Origin of the sequence: Acinetobacter sp. C26M, assembly GCF_023702675.1 — a bacterium.
GTDB lineage: Bacteria > Pseudomonadota > Gammaproteobacteria > Pseudomonadales > Moraxellaceae > Acinetobacter.
In genome coordinates, this window is record NZ_CP098478.1 from 3,175,797 (window position 1) to 3,191,743 (window position 15,947).

Sequence of the window (15,947 nt, forward strand, 5' to 3'; positions counted from 1 at the left end):
TTCGTGACCTCATCAGTTCATTTATTGACATTTGTAAAATATTTAAGCGAATAAAAATTATGTTACTTTTCGCGCCATTCTGTTACAAAGTGATTTGAGAGAACATATTAATGAAGCTGAATGCTATTCAAACGGCTCTTCTACTTAGCTTAGTTCCAACAACGACAACATTTGCCGCAGCATTGGATCGCTCTGGCCAATCAATTACAGCGTTCCTACAGCCAAATAATTATTTTGAAGCAGGTATCACAGTTCTTGATCCCAATGTATCAGGTAAGGACATATCTCAAAACAATACAGGGAATATGGCGAATCATTACTACTCGCCAAATGCTGCCCTAAAAATTCAAGCAACGGATAAATTCTCGATTGGTCTTATTTATGACCAGCCTTATGGGGCAGATGCAGAATATACAGGTAAAAGTAACTTTATCGAAAGTCGCCCTGTTCCATTTAAAGGCGGTACATCGGTTACAGTTGATACCGAAAACTTAAACTTGTTATTTGGTTATCAGCCGAATCAAAACTGGAACGTTTATGCTGGTGCGGTTTATCAAACCTTAGACAGCACTGTGTTATTACGCGGTGAAAGCTATAGTGCTTATAACGGTTATGATTTTAAAACAGGTCGTGATGAAGCAGTGGGTTGGTTAGCGGGTGTTGCTTATCAAATGCCTGAAATTGCACTCAAGGCTTCTTTAACTTATCGCGCCAAGATCAAGCATGAAATGAATGCTTATGAAAAACATGGCGCTGCAGGTATGACACAATCACCAACACTTAATGCAGGTTTAACTCAGATTAATAACGCTGAAGGCCAGACAGAAATCACTACCCCACAATCCGTCAACCTAGACTTCCAAACAGGGATTATGGAAAACACGGTTGCATTTGCCAACTTACGTTGGGTGAACTGGAAAGACTTTGCCATCCGTCCATATAAATTTGGTACTGCCTCGGTTTTACCAACTATTACTGAAAAAACTGGTAAAAAAGACGGTTTTGATCTTGTTGCGTATACCGAAGATCAATACTCGATTACTGCGGGTGTAGGCCGTAAAATTAATGACCAATGGGCAGGTAATGTATCAGTCGGTTGGGACTCTGGTGCAGGCAACCCTGTCACGACATTAGGTCCAACTGAAGGTTATTGGAATGTCGGTGTTGGCATTCAATATAGCCCAACTCCTGCAACCTTTATTGCGGGTGGTGTGAAATACTTCTGGCTCGGCGATGCGAAAGCGCAATCAGGTTCACAATTCAATACACCAGGCTATGTAGCTGAATTTGAAAATAATGATGCCATCGCCTATGGTTTAAAGATTGGTTATAAATTCTAAGAAATCTCCCCTCACCCTGAGCCACGACTGAAGTGGCGCAAGGTGAAAAAGCCCCCTCCTTTTCTAAAGGAGGGCTGGGGAGGATTAATTACTCTGGAATATCACGTTGTGATACAGAACGAATCGCCTGTTTTAACGCTTCATAACCATGTAGTGGTGGGAATTGTGGAAACTCAGCAATCACATTGGCTGGCGCATCAAACAAGAAACCATGATCAGCTTCGCCAAGCATAGTCGTATCGTTATAAGAGTCACCTGCCGCGATGACGCGGAAGTTTAAACCGTGCAATGCTTTTACCGCCTGACGCTTTTGATCAGGTTGGCGCAATTTATATGCGGTAATCATACCGTTTTCATCAGTTTCAAGCTTGTGACAGAAAATCGTTGGCCATCCCAATTGCTTCATGAGTGGATGAGCAAACTCATAAAAAGTATCAGATAAAATAATCAATTGAAAATGAGTACGCACCCACTCAACAAACTCTTTAGCCCCTTCAAAAGGTCCCATATCAGCAATCACAGCTTGAATATCATTTAAGCCTAAACCATGCTGTTTCAAGATATTCAGACGTTGAGTCATGAGTACATCGTAATCTGGAATATCACGTGTAGTTGCTTCAAGTTCTTTAATCCCTGTTTTTTTTGCAAAGTTGATCCAAATTTCTGGAACCAAAACCCCTTCAAGATCTAGGCATACGATTTCCATGCTTATCCAACTATCCTATGTGTTAAAAATTGCGCTAGTTTAGCATGGAGAGCTGTTCAAGAATCGCCCTTTTTTCATACTCTAACCATAGATTTTTTGAATAAGAATTTGCTTGATGGTCATATCCGACTCGGCATAATTACATTACTATATGGCGTAGTGTGTCGTGTATACGATAAAGACCGATGATCATAAAAGGCAACGCGTTATGACTTTAAACTTGGATCAAATCAATACAGAATTTGGCAATGATGCTGAAAAACTAGTTGAATGGGCATTAAGCTTAAATGAAAAAGCTATTGTGACAACTAATTTTCGTCCATTTGAAGCTGTCATTTTACATATGTTGACCCGTGTCAAACCTGATATCCAAGTGGTATGGATGGATAATGGCTACAACACCGAAACAACCTATAAGTATGTTGATGAGATTACAAAACTGTTGAATCTTAATCTTCTGACTTATTTGCCAAAACGTTCACGTGCACATCGTGAAGCACTGGAAGGCACCGTGCCAGCATTGGATGATCCAAAGCATGAAGCTTTTACTGCTGAAGTAAAATTAGAACCTTTTGAGCGCGCATTACGAGAAACCGCACCCAAAGTTTGGTTTACGGCATTACGTGCAACAGATACCGCTGTTCGTGCTGAAATGGACCCTGTGAGTATTAATCCAGATGGTCTTATCAAGGTTGCGCCATTATTGAAATGGACTTCAAAAGACCTCTGGGAATATATGCAAAAACATAATTTACCTGATAATGAAGATTATTTTGATCCGACAAAAGGTGAAGAGCATCGCGAATGCGGTTTGCATCTAAACCACTAAATCTCTATTCCATTAAAACAAAACCACTGATTCGTCAGTGGTTTTGTTTTTTATGACTCGCTTGTCTAAAGTCATATTTTAACCAGAACAAACAGTATATACTGCGCAGAACGGTTCCAATAATTCTAATAAGAGCTCTTCGAGAGTATCTTAGAAAAAATGCGATGAGAGGCTAGGTCTGCTATGCGCCCACTACACCCAATTGATTTTATCTTTCTCTCGCTAGAGAAAAGACAACAACCTATGCATGTAGGTGGATTGTTTTTATTCGAGCTTCCAGAGAATGCTTCACCTACGTTTGTGCACGATCTAGTCAATGAAATTCGCCAATCAAAAAGTATCCCTGTTCCACCATTTAACAATCAATTGAATGGTTTGTTTTGGGGAGAAGACAGTGAGTTTGATCTAGACCATCATTTCCGCCATATCGCGCTACCAAATCCAGGGCGTATCCGTGAACTACTGGTGTATATTTCACAACAGCATAGCTCTTTGATTGATCGTGCCAAACCACTTTGGACCTGTGACATCATTGAAGGAATTGAAGGTAACCGTTTTGCCATGTACTTCAAAATTCACCATGCGATGGTGGATGGCGTTGCAGGTATGCGTCTGATTGAAAAATCACTGTCTCAAGATCCAAATGAAAAGCATGTCGTACCGTTATGGTGTGTGGAAGGAAAACGAACCAAGCGTTTGAAAGCACCTAAGCCACCAACGGTGAGTAAAATTAAAGGTGTGATGGAAGGGATTAAATCTCAGCTTGAAGTTGCACCTAAGGTCATGCATGAACTGTCACAAACCATCTTTAAAGAGATTGGTAAAAATCCTGATTATGTATCAACATTTCAGGCGCCTCCTTCAATTCTGAATCAGCGCGTGAGCTCTTCACGTCGCTTTGCAGCACAATCTTTTGAACTCGGTCGTTTCCGTCATATTGCCAAATCTTTGGGTGTAACGCTCAATGATGTGATTCTAGCAGTATGCTCAGGTGCTTTACGTGAGTATCTGATCAGTCATAACAGCTTGCCAAAAAAACCTTTAATTGCAATGGTTCCTGCATCACTGCGTACCGATGACTCTGATGTCAGCAATCGTATTACTATGATTTTGGCCAATCTTGCAACGCATATTGAAGATCCTATTGAGCGCTTAGAGATTATTCGTCGTAGCGTGCAGAACTCGAAACAACGTTTTAGCCGTATGACTGCCAATGAAATTCTGAATTATAGTGCGGTTGTGTATGGTCCAGCAGGTTTAAACATTGCATCAGGCATGCTACCTAAACGTCAGGCATTTAACCTTGTCATCTCTAACGTACCCGGTCCGCGTGAACCGCTCTACTGGAATGGCGCGAAATTAGATGCACTCTACCCTGCATCAATCGTGATGGATGGGCAAGCCCTTAATATCACCATGACGAGCTATTTAGATAAATTGGAAGTGGGTTTAATTGCATGTCGTAATGCTTTGCCAAAAATGCAAAACCTACTAACCCATTTAGAAGAAGAGATTCAACGTTTTGAACAAGCCATTCAAAACTTGCCACAGCAGAAAGTTGCGAATTAATCTTAGAGAAAATTAAGGGGCTTCGAATAGCCCCTTATTTTTTAATTGTGCGGCAGCGCTGTAACAGCTGATGGCAGGCTGAACGAATCATTGCCGTAGTAATCTGAACTTCTTTACCTTGGCTATCTACCATATAACATGTGTTTACAGGATTACTGTCTAATACATGCTTAAAACCGTGACTTACTAATCTTTCACTTACATTCATAATTAGATACCTCATATTATTTGCTAAGGCACCGAAAAGTACCTATGGCTCATTCTATGGTTCTAGTATTTAAAATTCATGATAGAAAGTAAAATTTCAGTTGTAACAAGGATTAAGCGAAATCTTGTTACAACTTTAGGTCAAAATGATATCGTATTGCTCTTGCGTATATAGATTTTCCACTTGGAATTTAATCACACGATTCACAAAATGTTCTAAATCCGCGACAGCAGGGGCTTCTGCTGTTAATAGCCGATCTATCACAGCTGGATGAGCAACGACAGTAAAGCCACCCTTGGAATCAAATGCACGTGCATAACGCATGACTTCTCGAAATATCTCGTAACATACTGTCTCTGCTGTCTTCACATAGCCCCGCCCTTGGCAGGTCGGACATGATTCACAAAGCAAATGCTCCAATGATTCACGGGTCCTTTTACGTGTCATTTCAACTAAACCCAACTCCGAAACTTGGGTAATTTTAGTTTTTGCATGATCACGTTCCAGCATTCGTTCAAACTGACGCATCACTTCTTCACGATGCTCAGCTTCTTGCATGTCGATAAAATCAATAATCAGAATACCACCCAAATTACGCAGACGCAGTTGTCTTGCGATCACTTGAGTTGCTTCCATATTGGTTTTAAAGACCGTGTCTTCTAAACTGCGGCCACCCACATATGAGCCTGTATTGACATCAATCGTGGTCATCGCTTCGGTCTGATCAATCATCAGATAGCCGCCAGACTTGAGTGCGACACGGGTCTGCAACGCTTTTTGAATATCTTCTTCGACGTTATACAAGTCGAAAAGTGGCTTTTCACCAGGATAATGAATTAAGCGATTTTGAATCGTGGGAACAAACTCATCGACAAACTCGCTGAGCTTGCCATGAATCTCACGTGAATCGACATAGATCTTCGCCGTTTCATCACTGGCTAAATCTCTGATGATACGTTGAGGTAAAGGGAGTTCCTCAAAGATCAGTTCAGCCGTTGCCGCTTCTTTTTGTTTGCGCTGAATGAATTCCCAAAGTTTACTGAGATAACACATATCTTGTGCAATCGCAGCTTCATCGACACCTTCTGCCGCAGTACGAACAATGACACTACCCGGCAAATTATGTTCTGCTTGAATATGTTCAATGATACTACGTAGACGATCCCGCTCCTCTTCAGACTCAATTCGCTGTGACACACCAATGTGATTGCCATAAGGCATGAGCACGAGATAGCGCGATGGGATAGAAAGATCAGTACTTAGACGAGCACCTTTGGTACCCAACATATCTTTCATAACTTGGACAGTGAGCATCTGCCCCGGATGTAACAGTTCAAAAACGTTTGGGGTCGGCTGCGAACGCGACCACACCATATCGTTAATATGCAAAAAAGCGGTTCGAGACAAACCAATATCGACAAAGGCAGCTTGCATACCCGGCAGTACACGCACTACTTTACCCTTGTAGATATTACCCACTAACCCACGTTTTACAGTTCGCTCAACGAATAGTTCATTGACCGTACCATTTTCAATCAATGCCACACGACATTCCATCGGCGTGACGTTAATCAGCAACTCTTCTGCCATAACAAACTCAAAACTTTATAAAAATTCTTATAACCGAAAGTGTCGTTCCCTGTATTGAAATACTTAGGTTTTAACGCTTTCTAATAACTGTGCAATCTCATGCAAAGGCAAACCGACGACATTACTATAACTGCCTCGAATCTGTGGAATATATTGTGCTGCAATTCCCTGTATTGCATAAGCACCTGCTTTGCCTACAGGTTCGCCTGTTGCCCAATATTTTTCCATTTCCGCATGACTGAGTTGTTGTAACTCAACTTGCGTTCTTACCACTGTACTTAATATCTGAGCAGAACTTGCAACACAAATTCCAGAATAGACATCATGCCATTGCCCTGAAAGCATCGACCAGATGGAAAAAGCATGTTGCTTTGACTCTGGCTTCCCAATAATCTGCCCAGCAAAACTTAAACTGGTATCTGCAGCAATCACAATTGCGTCAGCATATTTATTTAAAACAACTTGTGCCTTCTCGCGCGCCAAGCGTTCAACATAATGCTCAACAGCCTCTCCATCATGCACCGTCTCATCGACATCTGGACTATAAACCTCAAAGTCCAAACCCAATTGCTGTAATAGCTCCTGCCGACGAGGCGAGCTTGATGCGAGAATTATATGCGCCATTTATGTAAGCAATAATAAACCAATGGCCATGCCAGTACACTTGTCACGACCGGCTGCCAATGGCGCGCAATCGAAAAATGTGTTCCTGCAATGGTCTGGCTAATCCACAAAAAAGTAATATGTGCAACAACCGCAATCACTGCGATAACCCATGAATTACCAAACGTCAGAATACGACGTTCACGGATTAAATAGCGAATACCAAAACTGATCACAACAAAACTGAGTGCATTTAAGCCAAACGGTGCATCGAGCAACAGGTCGGCAAAAAGGCCCATGCCAAAAGCAAACCAAACACCACACCAAACAGGCTGATAGAGAATCCAGAACAGCATAATCATTAGCATGATGGATGGTCGCCAACCCGACGCCTCATAGGCCATTGGATAAACCATCAATACAGAACCAATCACGATGGATAGAATAATCATCCATAGTGGATCTTTGCGTTTCTCATAATTGAGCTTAGCGATCGGCATACGGTTGCTCCTGCGCTAAGGATTCAGAGAAGAGCACCACAACATGATGACCACTGGCAAGTTGAGCTGCTGGTGTAACATCAATTTCAGCAAACTCACCTGAAGTATGACGACTGACTTTAGACACAGTTCCCACTAAATAACCTGCTGGGAAATGTTCGCCTAAACCTGAACTAAAGACTTTGTCTCCAACCTGAATATTGGCACTGGTTGGCACATATTCCATTTTGAGTTGCCCCAAATCGCCAGTACCCGAAATAATCGCACGCATTCCCGTACGTTCTAAACGCACAGACAATGAATGCTCTTTATCAGATAGCAACATGATACGGGCACTATGTGGATAGACATTTATGATCTGCCCCATAATCCCTTTATCGTCTAGAACAGTTTGTCCCGCACTTAAATGATCCACTGAACCACGGTTAATGATAATAATATGGCGTAATGGGTCAGCATCAGTCCCTATCACCTCCGCAATTTGCATACGTCCATCAATAATTAACGGAGTATCCAAAAGCCCTCTTAAACGGTTATTTTCCGCAGAAAGTTCTGAAAGTTTTTGGAGGCGGACTTGTGCTTGTAATAGTTCAGCTTGCATTGCCGTGTTTTCACGACGCAATTGCGCTTCAGATTTGGTTTGTTGGTTAAGCCATTCTCGCGACAGTACAGGATAGCTTGCCAGCGCATAAATTGGATTATACGCGGCGTACAAGACATCCCTTGCAGGTTGAATTACATAAGGCATGCGCCAATCAAAGAAAAGCACCACCAAACATGTAATTACCGCAATAACAAATGAGCGAAAAGATGGCGGTTGTCTTGAAAAAAGATTCGGTTGCACCGCCTAGTCCTTATGATTTAACCAACGAAAAGCATGTCGTGGTTTGGATTGTCAAAGAACTCTAATACTTTACCGCCACCACGAGTGACACAAGTTAAAGGATCATCTGCAACAATTACTGGCAAACCTGTTTCTTGCGCAAGCAATTTATCAAGGTTACGCAACAATGCACCACCGCCTGTCAACACAATACCGCGCTCAGCAATATCCGAAGATAATTCAGGAGGCGTTTGCTCTAGTGCAGATTTAACAGCGCTCACAATGCTTTGTAACGGATCAGAAATGGCCTGCGTAATTTCATCAGAAGTCACCGTAATCGCGCGAGGTACACCCTCAGCCAAGTTACGACCACGAACTTCGATTTCGAGGGTCTTGCCATCAGCAACAGCCATACCCACTTCTTTTTTAATGACTTCGGCTGTCGTTTCCCCGATCACACAACCGTGTGCTTTACGCACATAATTGATGATTTGCTCATCAAATACATCACCACCGATACGTAAAGAATCAGCGTAGACACAACCCTGTAATGAAATGATTGCAATTTCAGTGGTACCACCACCAACATCAACCACCATCGAACCACATGCTTGCTCAACAGGCATACCCGCACCAATTGCAGCAGCCATTGGCTCTTCGATTAAACGTACATCACGCGCACCTGCATTAAATACAGCCTCGCGAATCGCACGACGCTCAACCAATGTCGATTTACAAGGTACACAGACCACAACACGCGGTGCTGGCGGGAACAAACGCTTTTCATGCACTTTGCCAATGAACTGATTCAACATGGTCTCAGTGACTTCAAAATCAGCAATCACACCGTCTTTCATCGGACGAATTGCTGAAATATTCGCTGGTGTACGGCCTAACATTTGTTTAGCATCAATACCTACAGCGGCAACAATTTTTTGTGAACCACTATGGCGAATTGCCACAACAGTTGGTTCATTTAATATAATGCCACGGCCTGGTGCATAAATAAGTGTATTTGCAGTACCTAAATCAATGGCTAAATCCGGCGAAAACAAGCCAATTAGTCGTTTTAGAATCACGGGGGCGTTCTCAATTAAACTTTGTGTGAATACAAGGTGGCAACTTTAACTAAATGTGATGATTTGAACAAGTCAATCGCTTATTATAACGCACGATATTTTGAAATTTTTTAATACTGAATTAGGTAAAGTTATGTCTACATCATCAGATGCTCAGCAGACAACAGACTTAAATGCGCAAACGGTCTCGCAAATCGCACACCTTGCACGTTTATCTCTCAATGACACGCAATCTGCTGAATATGCTCAAAGTTTAAATAAAATCCTTGGCATGATGGAAAGCTTGAAAGGCATTAATACCGATGATGTTGAGCCTTTAAAGAGCCCATTTGACAACCCGCAACCCTTACGCGCTGACGTTGTGACTGAAAGCAACCATCGTGATGAATATCAAGCGGTCGCGCCTGCTACAGAAGCAGGTTTGTACCTCGTACCTCGCGTAATTGAATAAGATTTATTCAATTAGTCAATATTTTATATTTAGAATGTAAAGAAATTTTTCATATGACAGATTTACATCGCTTATCAATCCGTGAACTCTCTGAAGGCTTAAAAACAGCCCAATTTTCATCACGCGAATTGACTGAACATTATTTAAAGCGTATCGCCCAAATTGACCCGAAAGTAAAAAGTTATGTGACAGTGACTGCAGAACAGGCACTTGCAGAAGCAAATGCGGCCGATGCGGCACTGAAAGCAGGTAATGCACATGCTTTAGCAGGTATTCCACTTGCCCACAAAGATATTTTTTGTACCCAAGGCATTAAAACCACTGCCGGTTCAAAAATGCTGGATAACTTCATTTCACCTTATGATGCAACTGTGGTTGCTAAAGCTAAAGCTGCGGGTCTCGTGACTTTAGGTAAGGTGAACATGGACGAATTCGCCATGGGTTCCACCTCTGAAAACTCGTATGTCGGTGCAACGTCTAACCCTTGGGCACTGGATCACGTTCCAGGTGGTTCGTCAGGTGGCTCTGCTGCGGCTGTGGCAGCTGATCTTGCGCCAATCGCAACAGGTACCGATACAGGTGGCTCAATTCGTCAACCTGCTTCATTCTGCGGCTTAACGGGCTTAAAACCGACCTATGGTCGTGTGTCTCGCTTCGGTATGATTGCGTATGCATCATCACTCGATCAAGGCGGTCCAATGGCACGTTCTGCGGAAGACTGTGCTTATTTGATGAATGTGATTGCTGGTCATGATGCCAAAGACTCAACTTCTATCAACAAAGAAGTGGACGATTACGTTGCTAACTTGAATGGCACAGCAGTGAAAGGTCTACGCATTGGTATTCCAAAGCAATACTTCAATGTTGCAGGTCTAGACGCTGATGTAAAAGCACGCGTTGAAGAGTCGTTGAAAAAGCTTGAAGACATGGGTGCGATCTTGGTTGAGATTGACCTCAACATGACTGAAGCCTATGTACCAACTTACTACTTGATCGCACCTGCGGAAGCTTCTTCGAACCTGTCACGTTTTGACGGTGTACGTTATGGCTATCGCTGTGAAAATCCTGTGGATTTGATGGACTTGTACAAACGCTCACGTTCAGAAGGTTTTGGTGCTGAAGTACAACGTCGTATCCTGATCGGGACGTATGCCCTTTCTGCGGGTTACTACGATGCATATTATGTCAAAGCACAAAAAGTACGTCGTTTGATTCAGCAAGATTTCCTCAAAGCATTTGAAAATGTCGATGTGATTGCTGCACCATCTGCACCAACCACAGCCTATAAGATCGGTGCAAACCTTAGCCCGACTGAAATGTATTTAGGTGATATCTATACCCTTGCTGTGAACTTGGCAGGTCTGCCAGCCATCAACGCACCTGTTGGTTTTGATAAAGACAGCTTGCCTGTGGGCTTACAGTTGATTGGTAACTACTGGTCAGAATCACAATTGCTTTCGATTGTGCATCAATATCAACAAAACACAGACTGGCATACCAAACGTGCGGCAATTGCTGAGGAGAATGCATAATGGCTGAAGCTCAAAAGTTAAAGTTAATTGACGGTTGGGAAGTCGTTATCGGGATCGAGATCCACACGCAGTTGGCAACCAAGTCTAAAATCTTCTCTGGTTCATCGACTGAATTTGGTCAAGATCCAAATACACAAGCCAGCCTTGTTGATTTGGCCATGCCGGGCGTATTGCCAGTATTGAATGCTGAAGTGGTTGATCTTGCAATTCGTTTTGGTTTGGGGATTGATGCCTATATCGACCAAGCCTCTGTGTTTGCACGTAAGAACTATTTCTACCCAGATTCGCCAAAAGGCTACCAGATCAGCCAGATGGACAATCCGATTGTTGGCTTGGGTCATATCGACATCCAGCTTGAAGATGGCACTGTGAAGCGTATTGGCGTGACTCGTGCCCATCTTGAAGAAGATGCAGGTAAATCGATCCATGACCAATTCGAAGGTATGTCGGGTATCGACTTAAACCGTGCGGGCACACCATTGCTAGAAATCGTGTCTGAACCAGATATGCGTTCGGTTGAAGAAGCGGTTGCCTATATCAAATCGATTCATACCCTAGTGCGTTGGTTAGGTATTTCTGACGGTAACATGGCAGAAGGTTCATTCCGTGCCGACTGTAACGTATCGTTGCGTCGTCCGGGTCAACCATTCGGTACACGTTGCGAGTTGAAAAACCTCAACTCATTCCGTTTCATTGAGCAAGCGATCAATGTTGAAATTGAACGCCAAATGGAAATTTTGGAATACGGCGGCGAGATTGATCAGGAAACCCGTTTGTTCGATCCGAACAAGATGGAAACCCGTTCAATGCGTTCGAAAGAAGAAGCGAACGACTATCGCTACTTCCCAGATCCAGACTTGTTACCAGTAATTATTGCTGACGAACAAATCGAAGCGGCACGTGCTGCCCTTCCAGAGCTGCCTAAAGCGCGTCGTGCACGCTTTATTGCTGACTTTGCTGTGACTGAGTACGATGCACATGTATTGACGCTGTCACGCGAAATGGCGGACTTCTACGAAGCGGTTGTGGCTGCTGCTGGCGGTGCGAAGCAAGGTAAAGTCTCTGCAAACTGGGTGATGGGTGAATTCTCAGGTGCTTTAAACAAAGCAGGCCTAGAATTGGCGGACTCTCCTGTTTCTGCTGAGCAGTTGGGCGGTATGATCGCGCGTATTGTCGACAATACCATTAACGGTAAAATTGCGAAGCAAGTGTTTGGCTTTATGTGGGAAGCAGAAGGAAAATCTGCGGATGACATTATTGCCGAGAAAGGTTTGAAGCAAGAAACCGATACAGGTGCGATTGAAGCGATTATCAAAGACGTACTTGCAGCCAATGAAAAAATGGTTGAAGAGTACAAGTCTGGTAAAGAAAAAGCCTTTAACGGTCTGGTTGGTCAAGTCATGAAAGCTGCAAAAGGTAAAGCCAACCCAGCTCAAGTGAATGAATTAATGAAGAACTTGATTGGTTAAACTGATCTAATTTCAAAAGAAAACCCGCTTTAGAGCGGGTTTTCTTTATTAAATTCCAAATAAATATAGTAAAATGATGGATAAAATTTCCTTGGAGAAAGTTTTGTGCTAAAGCAATTAAATATTAATAATTATAGATCCTTCCAAAATTTTAATATTTCTCTAGACGGCATTCAAAGTGCTCTAATACTGGGGAAAAATGGCTCAGGAAAGTCCAATCTTTTCAAATGCCTAGAGGTTTTCCAGAAGATTGGGCAAGGTATAACTTCTGTGAATGAGCTTATTACAGATGAAGATTTTCCATTTAATAACACATCACTCACTATTACTATGAATATCATAGTCTCAATAGATAATAAAACTTATGATTATTTAGTCGAAATAGATCAGCCTGAGGGGTTTTATAAACCCAAGATAAAGCGGGAAATCTTTAAGGTAAATAAAAAAATTATTATTGATAGAGATGGAGGGCGCACCACATTAAAAGGAAAAACTGAATTTTCATTAGACTGGCATCATATAGGTCTACCAATTATTACCACTAAAGATCAAAATGATAGCATTGCTATTTTTAAGTCGTGGTTAGCAAACATTATCATTCTTTCACCGAATCCAGCTTTAATTCAATCAATAAGTCTTGAAGAAGGTCCTCACTTAAAGAAAAATAGTGGAAACTTATTAGATTGGTTACGACATTTACTGGCAGATCATCCAAACCTATATATGCCAATGTCAGAGTTTTTAAAATTCAGAATGCCTGATTTTGAATTATTCAAATTTGAAAACCTAGGTAAAAACTCAAAGGAACTTAGTTTTTCATTTAGAACAGATTCAGCTAAAAATCTGAGTCTAAACTTCTCTCAGTTATCTGATGGAGAAAAAATTTATCTATTAGCCGCCACTTTAATAGCAAAGCTATCGGCTAAACAACCAATATTATGCTTATGGGATGAACCTAATAATTTTATATCACTAATAGAGTTAAATCATTTCATTATGTCGTTTAGAAAAGCATTTGAAAATGATCCGAATAAATCTCAAATTATTATGTCTACACATGCCCCCCAAGTTATTACGGAATTTTCCTCAAATAATACTTTTATTTTTCATAGAGATAATCATTTTACTTCAACTCAATTAGAGCTACTTTCCAACAAAGAATATTTAAGTCCAACACTTGTAGATGCGATTGAAAATGGAGAAATTCTATAATGGCTGTAAATAAGCATAGACCACATATTACAGTATTTTTAGAAGATTCACCATATAGAGAAATTTTTAACGGTATAAAACAAGTTAGCTTTGTTAACGAAAATATTTTAGATGTTAAAAATCCGTGTGGTGGATGGAAAAAAGTATTTAGCAACTTTGAAGAGAATTTAGAGTTAATCAATAAAAATATTCATCAGCATGTTTTTCTAATAATGGATTACGATGATGAATTTGAGAAAAGAATGGAAAAATTTAATAAAATAATTTCAGATCAACCTTGTAAAGAAAGAGTATTTTTATTCGGGATCGATAAAAGTGAAAGTGAAGATTTAAAAAGATTTCTCCATTGCACAGACAATGAAAAAATAGGTAAACTCTTAATTGAATCATGCGAAGAAAAAACGTATGAGCATTGGAGCAATATTCATTTACAGGCTAACTTTCCTGAAATAAATCGTTTCAAGGCCATTAGTATTTATAAGATTTTCTTAAATTTTTGTAAATAATTTTTCCATTAATTAGTGGCATGAATAATTTCATATCAAGAATATTCATTCCACTTTTTATTTTTAATATTCTCTAAATTGAATTACAGATTCCTTAACACACCCAACTTATTCCAGATATCAGGTGTTAAAAAAGTTGTGACCAATTTATTTAAATCAATATAACGCAAGGTACCTTGCAACTGCTGTCTGACCGCTGGGTCTTTGACAATATCCTGCCCTGCACTCTGACCTAACTGCTGGAAAGCCTGTCCGACGGCTTGAATTCCCTCAGCCTGAATTACGGCCTTAGTCTGAGTCGAACACTGCTCCACAATCACACGCTGTAACACCTGTGCCAACTTCTGATCCAACTGAGTTTTCTGCTCAGGTGTGACATTACTAAAAGACTTTAAATCTGGATGTGCTGCCAAAGCAGTGAAAGTCCATTGCAAAACCGTGGTCTTATCCGCTGCCGTTGTGGCTTTCACTAAACAATCACTCAGTTGATCCACTGTTGGCCCTGCCATTGCCACTTGGGTTGTACCCAACACAGCCGCAGCCATCAACACAGAACGACTCAAATGAGAAAATTTACGGCGGACAGAAGTATAAACACGAGACATAAGCACAGTTCCAAATTGCAATCTTTCCCTTTGTACCATGCTCTGTCTAGATCATCTGTTATGACGCTGTAAATTGCGTAAGTCCACGCCCTTAAAGCTTTGGCAAAATGTAAAGGTTATTAGGATTACAAATGACTCAACCCGCACCCTCATAGTCCCATTCTTCTGGTATATTCGGCTGCTCAGGTGCTTTATTTAAATCAATATTCAAGTTGCGGCTGCCCTTAAACGATTTCTCACCCGAATCTGACGCAGGTGACACATCCAGACTGTAGCGATAACGGAATTGCCAAAGCATCGGCTTGATCGGACGAATATCTAGGCCCAAACTATCTTCATCATGGCACTTGCCCTTAGAGCTTTCATAATCCTGTTCTGAGAAACAGGCCCGAATCATGCGATAAAAATGAAAAGGATAGTTTTCAATAAAGCGATGCGTCTTACCTGAATCCTTTAACTCATAAAAGCTGGCACGCTCAACACTTGCGCCACCACCTGAATATGATTCTGAAAAAGTATCAATCACCGCAACGGCATAACGGTTTTGCTCCATTGGAAATAGTTTAGGGAAAATATATTGGCTAGATCGTGCCATTTCTTCCGAAGCCGCCAACTGAATACGCCACTGCTTTAACAATTTAAAACCTGTGGTCGATGTCGCAAACTGGGCAATATTTCCCTCAGATAATAACCATAAGGTTTGATCTGGTGTTTTCAAACTCTGCCATTGTGCGCGCTGCTGACATAGCTCTTTGACTTGTTCACAGAGTTGCGTCTGCTCCGTTGCACTCAGTTGCCCCTTTTTAAAGTCAAGAATCTGTAAAGGTGCCGCAAAAACAGATGTACTAAAATAGGCAGATGCACCTATTAAAATCATTCCACCTAAACCCATCTTATATTTAAGCATTGCATTTCCTTAGGTTAT

General features: G+C 41.4%; 17 protein-coding genes. 8 read left to right on the forward strand and 9 right to left on the reverse strand.

Features of this window, described 5'->3' with window-relative positions; genetic code table 11:
* Nucleotides 1-110 precede the first annotated feature (110 nt).
* Nucleotides 111-1,340, forward strand: coding sequence for an OmpP1/FadL family transporter (locus tag NDN11_RS14490; protein WP_251110041.1), 1,230 nt, complete (start codon nucleotides 111-113; stop codon nucleotides 1,338-1,340).
* Nucleotides 1,341-1,428: 88 nt separating this feature from the next.
* Here NDN11_RS14490 and thrH read toward each other — a convergent pair whose 3' ends face one another.
* On the reverse strand, nucleotides 1,429-2,046 hold the full coding sequence (gene thrH, locus NDN11_RS14495) for a bifunctional phosphoserine phosphatase/homoserine phosphotransferase ThrH (protein ID WP_004652299.1): 618 nt from the start codon (nucleotides 2,044-2,046) through the stop codon (nucleotides 1,429-1,431).
* A 208-nt stretch (nucleotides 2,047-2,254) separates the two neighbouring features.
* On the opposite strand from thrH, the gene NDN11_RS14500 reads away from it, so the two are divergent.
* Together NDN11_RS14500 and NDN11_RS14505 are read left to right on the forward strand one after the other, a co-directional pair.
* Nucleotides 2,255-2,875 carry a phosphoadenosine phosphosulfate reductase domain-containing protein gene (locus tag NDN11_RS14500; protein ID WP_005192766.1) on the forward strand — a complete coding sequence of 207 codons (621 nt, stop codon included), beginning with the start codon at nucleotides 2,255-2,257 and terminating at the stop codon, nucleotides 2,873-2,875.
* Nucleotides 2,876-3,058: 183 nt separating this feature from the next.
* Entirely contained in the window at nucleotides 3,059-4,444 is a 1,386-nt protein-coding gene (locus NDN11_RS14505) for a WS/DGAT/MGAT family O-acyltransferase (protein WP_167249702.1), read from the forward strand.
* A gap of 34 nt (nucleotides 4,445-4,478) precedes the next feature.
* Here NDN11_RS14505 and NDN11_RS14510 read toward each other — a convergent pair whose 3' ends face one another.
* The 6 genes from NDN11_RS14510 to NDN11_RS14535 form a co-directional block, all read right to left on the reverse strand.
* Nucleotides 4,479-4,652, reverse strand: coding sequence for a PA1571 family protein (locus NDN11_RS14510; protein ID WP_125318358.1), 174 nt, complete (start codon nucleotides 4,650-4,652; stop codon nucleotides 4,479-4,481).
* A 135-nt stretch (nucleotides 4,653-4,787) separates the two neighbouring features.
* Nucleotides 4,788-6,242 carry a ribonuclease G gene (gene rng / locus NDN11_RS14515; protein ID WP_167249704.1) on the reverse strand — a complete coding sequence of 485 codons (1,455 nt, stop codon included), beginning with the start codon at nucleotides 6,240-6,242 and terminating at the stop codon, nucleotides 4,788-4,790.
* A 63-nt stretch (nucleotides 6,243-6,305) separates the two neighbouring features.
* Nucleotides 6,306-6,866, reverse strand: coding sequence for a Maf-like protein (locus NDN11_RS14520; protein WP_251110042.1), 561 nt, complete (start codon nucleotides 6,864-6,866; stop codon nucleotides 6,306-6,308).
* The gene (gene mreD, locus NDN11_RS14525) at nucleotides 6,854-7,345 is read right to left on the reverse strand and encodes a rod shape-determining protein MreD (protein WP_167249708.1); all 492 of its coding nucleotides are present in this window, start codon (nucleotides 7,343-7,345) and stop codon (nucleotides 6,854-6,856) included. Before mreD ends, NDN11_RS14520 begins: the two co-directional genes overlap by 13 nt.
* Nucleotides 7,332-8,189, reverse strand: a complete 858-nt coding sequence (gene mreC / locus NDN11_RS14530; RefSeq protein ID WP_004802987.1) for a rod shape-determining protein MreC — start codon at nucleotides 8,187-8,189, stop codon at nucleotides 7,332-7,334. The genes mreD and mreC overlap by 14 nt, the downstream gene beginning before the upstream one ends.
* Nucleotides 8,190-8,206: 17 nt before the next feature.
* Nucleotides 8,207-9,247, reverse strand: coding sequence for a rod shape-determining protein (locus tag NDN11_RS14535; RefSeq protein ID WP_004652309.1), 1,041 nt, complete (start codon nucleotides 9,245-9,247; stop codon nucleotides 8,207-8,209).
* A gap of 133 nt (nucleotides 9,248-9,380) precedes the next feature.
* Here NDN11_RS14535 and gatC point away from each other — a divergent pair, with 133 nt between their 5' ends.
* From gatC to NDN11_RS14560, 5 genes are all read left to right on the forward strand, one after another.
* A complete protein-coding gene (gatC, locus tag NDN11_RS14540; protein WP_004652310.1) occupies nucleotides 9,381-9,698 on the forward strand; it encodes an Asp-tRNA(Asn)/Glu-tRNA(Gln) amidotransferase subunit GatC in 318 nt (105 codons plus the stop codon).
* A gap of 53 nt (nucleotides 9,699-9,751) precedes the next feature.
* Nucleotides 9,752-11,230, forward strand: a complete 1,479-nt coding sequence (gene gatA / locus NDN11_RS14545) for an Asp-tRNA(Asn)/Glu-tRNA(Gln) amidotransferase subunit GatA (protein WP_005269490.1) — start codon at nucleotides 9,752-9,754, stop codon at nucleotides 11,228-11,230.
* The gene (gatB, locus tag NDN11_RS14550) at nucleotides 11,230-12,699 is read left to right on the forward strand and encodes an Asp-tRNA(Asn)/Glu-tRNA(Gln) amidotransferase subunit GatB (RefSeq protein WP_251110043.1); all 1,470 of its coding nucleotides are present in this window, start codon (nucleotides 11,230-11,232) and stop codon (nucleotides 12,697-12,699) included. The genes gatA and gatB overlap by 1 nt, the downstream gene beginning before the upstream one ends.
* A 105-nt stretch (nucleotides 12,700-12,804) precedes the next feature.
* Nucleotides 12,805-13,911 (forward strand): AAA family ATPase, encoded by a 1,107-nt coding sequence (locus NDN11_RS14555; protein ID WP_251110044.1) that lies wholly within the window; start codon nucleotides 12,805-12,807, stop codon nucleotides 13,909-13,911.
* The gene (locus NDN11_RS14560; protein WP_251110045.1) at nucleotides 13,911-14,417 is read left to right on the forward strand and encodes a hypothetical protein; all 507 of its coding nucleotides are present in this window, start codon (nucleotides 13,911-13,913) and stop codon (nucleotides 14,415-14,417) included. Before NDN11_RS14555 ends, NDN11_RS14560 begins: the two co-directional genes overlap by 1 nt.
* 83 nt (nucleotides 14,418-14,500) lie before the next feature.
* Here NDN11_RS14560 and NDN11_RS14565 read toward each other — a convergent pair whose 3' ends face one another.
* Nucleotides 14,501-15,022 carry a hypothetical protein gene (locus NDN11_RS14565; RefSeq protein ID WP_251110046.1) on the reverse strand — a complete coding sequence of 174 codons (522 nt, stop codon included), beginning with the start codon at nucleotides 15,020-15,022 and terminating at the stop codon, nucleotides 14,501-14,503.
* A 136-nt stretch (nucleotides 15,023-15,158) separates the two neighbouring features.
* Nucleotides 15,159-15,929, reverse strand: coding sequence for a hypothetical protein (locus tag NDN11_RS14570; protein ID WP_251110047.1), 771 nt, complete (start codon nucleotides 15,927-15,929; stop codon nucleotides 15,159-15,161).
* Nucleotides 15,930-15,947: the final 18 nt, after the last annotated feature.

Excerpts from the sequence above, each read along its gene's own strand:
- thrH (WP_004652299.1), bottom strand. The coding sequence starts at position 2,046 with ATGGAAATCGTATGCCTAGATCTTGAAGGGGTTTTGGTTCCAGAAATT.
- NDN11_RS14500 (WP_005192766.1), top strand. The coding sequence starts at position 2,255 with ATGACTTTAAACTTGGATCAAATCAATACAGAATTTGGCAATGATGCT.
- NDN11_RS14560 (WP_251110045.1), top strand. The coding sequence starts at position 13,911 with ATGGCTGTAAATAAGCATAGACCACATATTACAGTATTTTTAGAAGAT.
- gatC (WP_004652310.1), top strand. The coding sequence starts at position 9,381 with ATGTCTACATCATCAGATGCTCAGCAGACAACAGACTTAAATGCGCAA.
- NDN11_RS14505 (WP_167249702.1), top strand. The coding sequence starts at position 3,059 with ATGCGCCCACTACACCCAATTGATTTTATCTTTCTCTCGCTAGAGAAA.
- gatA (WP_005269490.1), top strand. The coding sequence starts at position 9,752 with ATGACAGATTTACATCGCTTATCAATCCGTGAACTCTCTGAAGGCTTA.
- NDN11_RS14490 (WP_251110041.1), top strand. The coding sequence starts at position 111 with ATGAAGCTGAATGCTATTCAAACGGCTCTTCTACTTAGCTTAGTTCCA.
- NDN11_RS14520 (WP_251110042.1), bottom strand. The coding sequence starts at position 6,866 with ATGGCGCATATAATTCTCGCATCAAGCTCGCCTCGTCGGCAGGAGCTA.
- mreD (WP_167249708.1), bottom strand. The coding sequence starts at position 7,345 with ATGCCGATCGCTAAGCTCAATTATGAGAAACGCAAAGATCCACTATGG.
- rng (WP_167249704.1), bottom strand. The coding sequence starts at position 6,242 with ATGGCAGAAGAGTTGCTGATTAACGTCACGCCGATGGAATGTCGTGTG.
- NDN11_RS14570 (WP_251110047.1), bottom strand. The coding sequence starts at position 15,929 with ATGCTTAAATATAAGATGGGTTTAGGTGGAATGATTTTAATAGGTGCA.
- gatB (WP_251110043.1), top strand. The coding sequence starts at position 11,230 with ATGGCTGAAGCTCAAAAGTTAAAGTTAATTGACGGTTGGGAAGTCGTT.
- NDN11_RS14510 (WP_125318358.1), bottom strand. The coding sequence starts at position 4,652 with ATGAATGTAAGTGAAAGATTAGTAAGTCACGGTTTTAAGCATGTATTA.
- NDN11_RS14565 (WP_251110046.1), bottom strand. The coding sequence starts at position 15,022 with ATGTCTCGTGTTTATACTTCTGTCCGCCGTAAATTTTCTCATTTGAGT.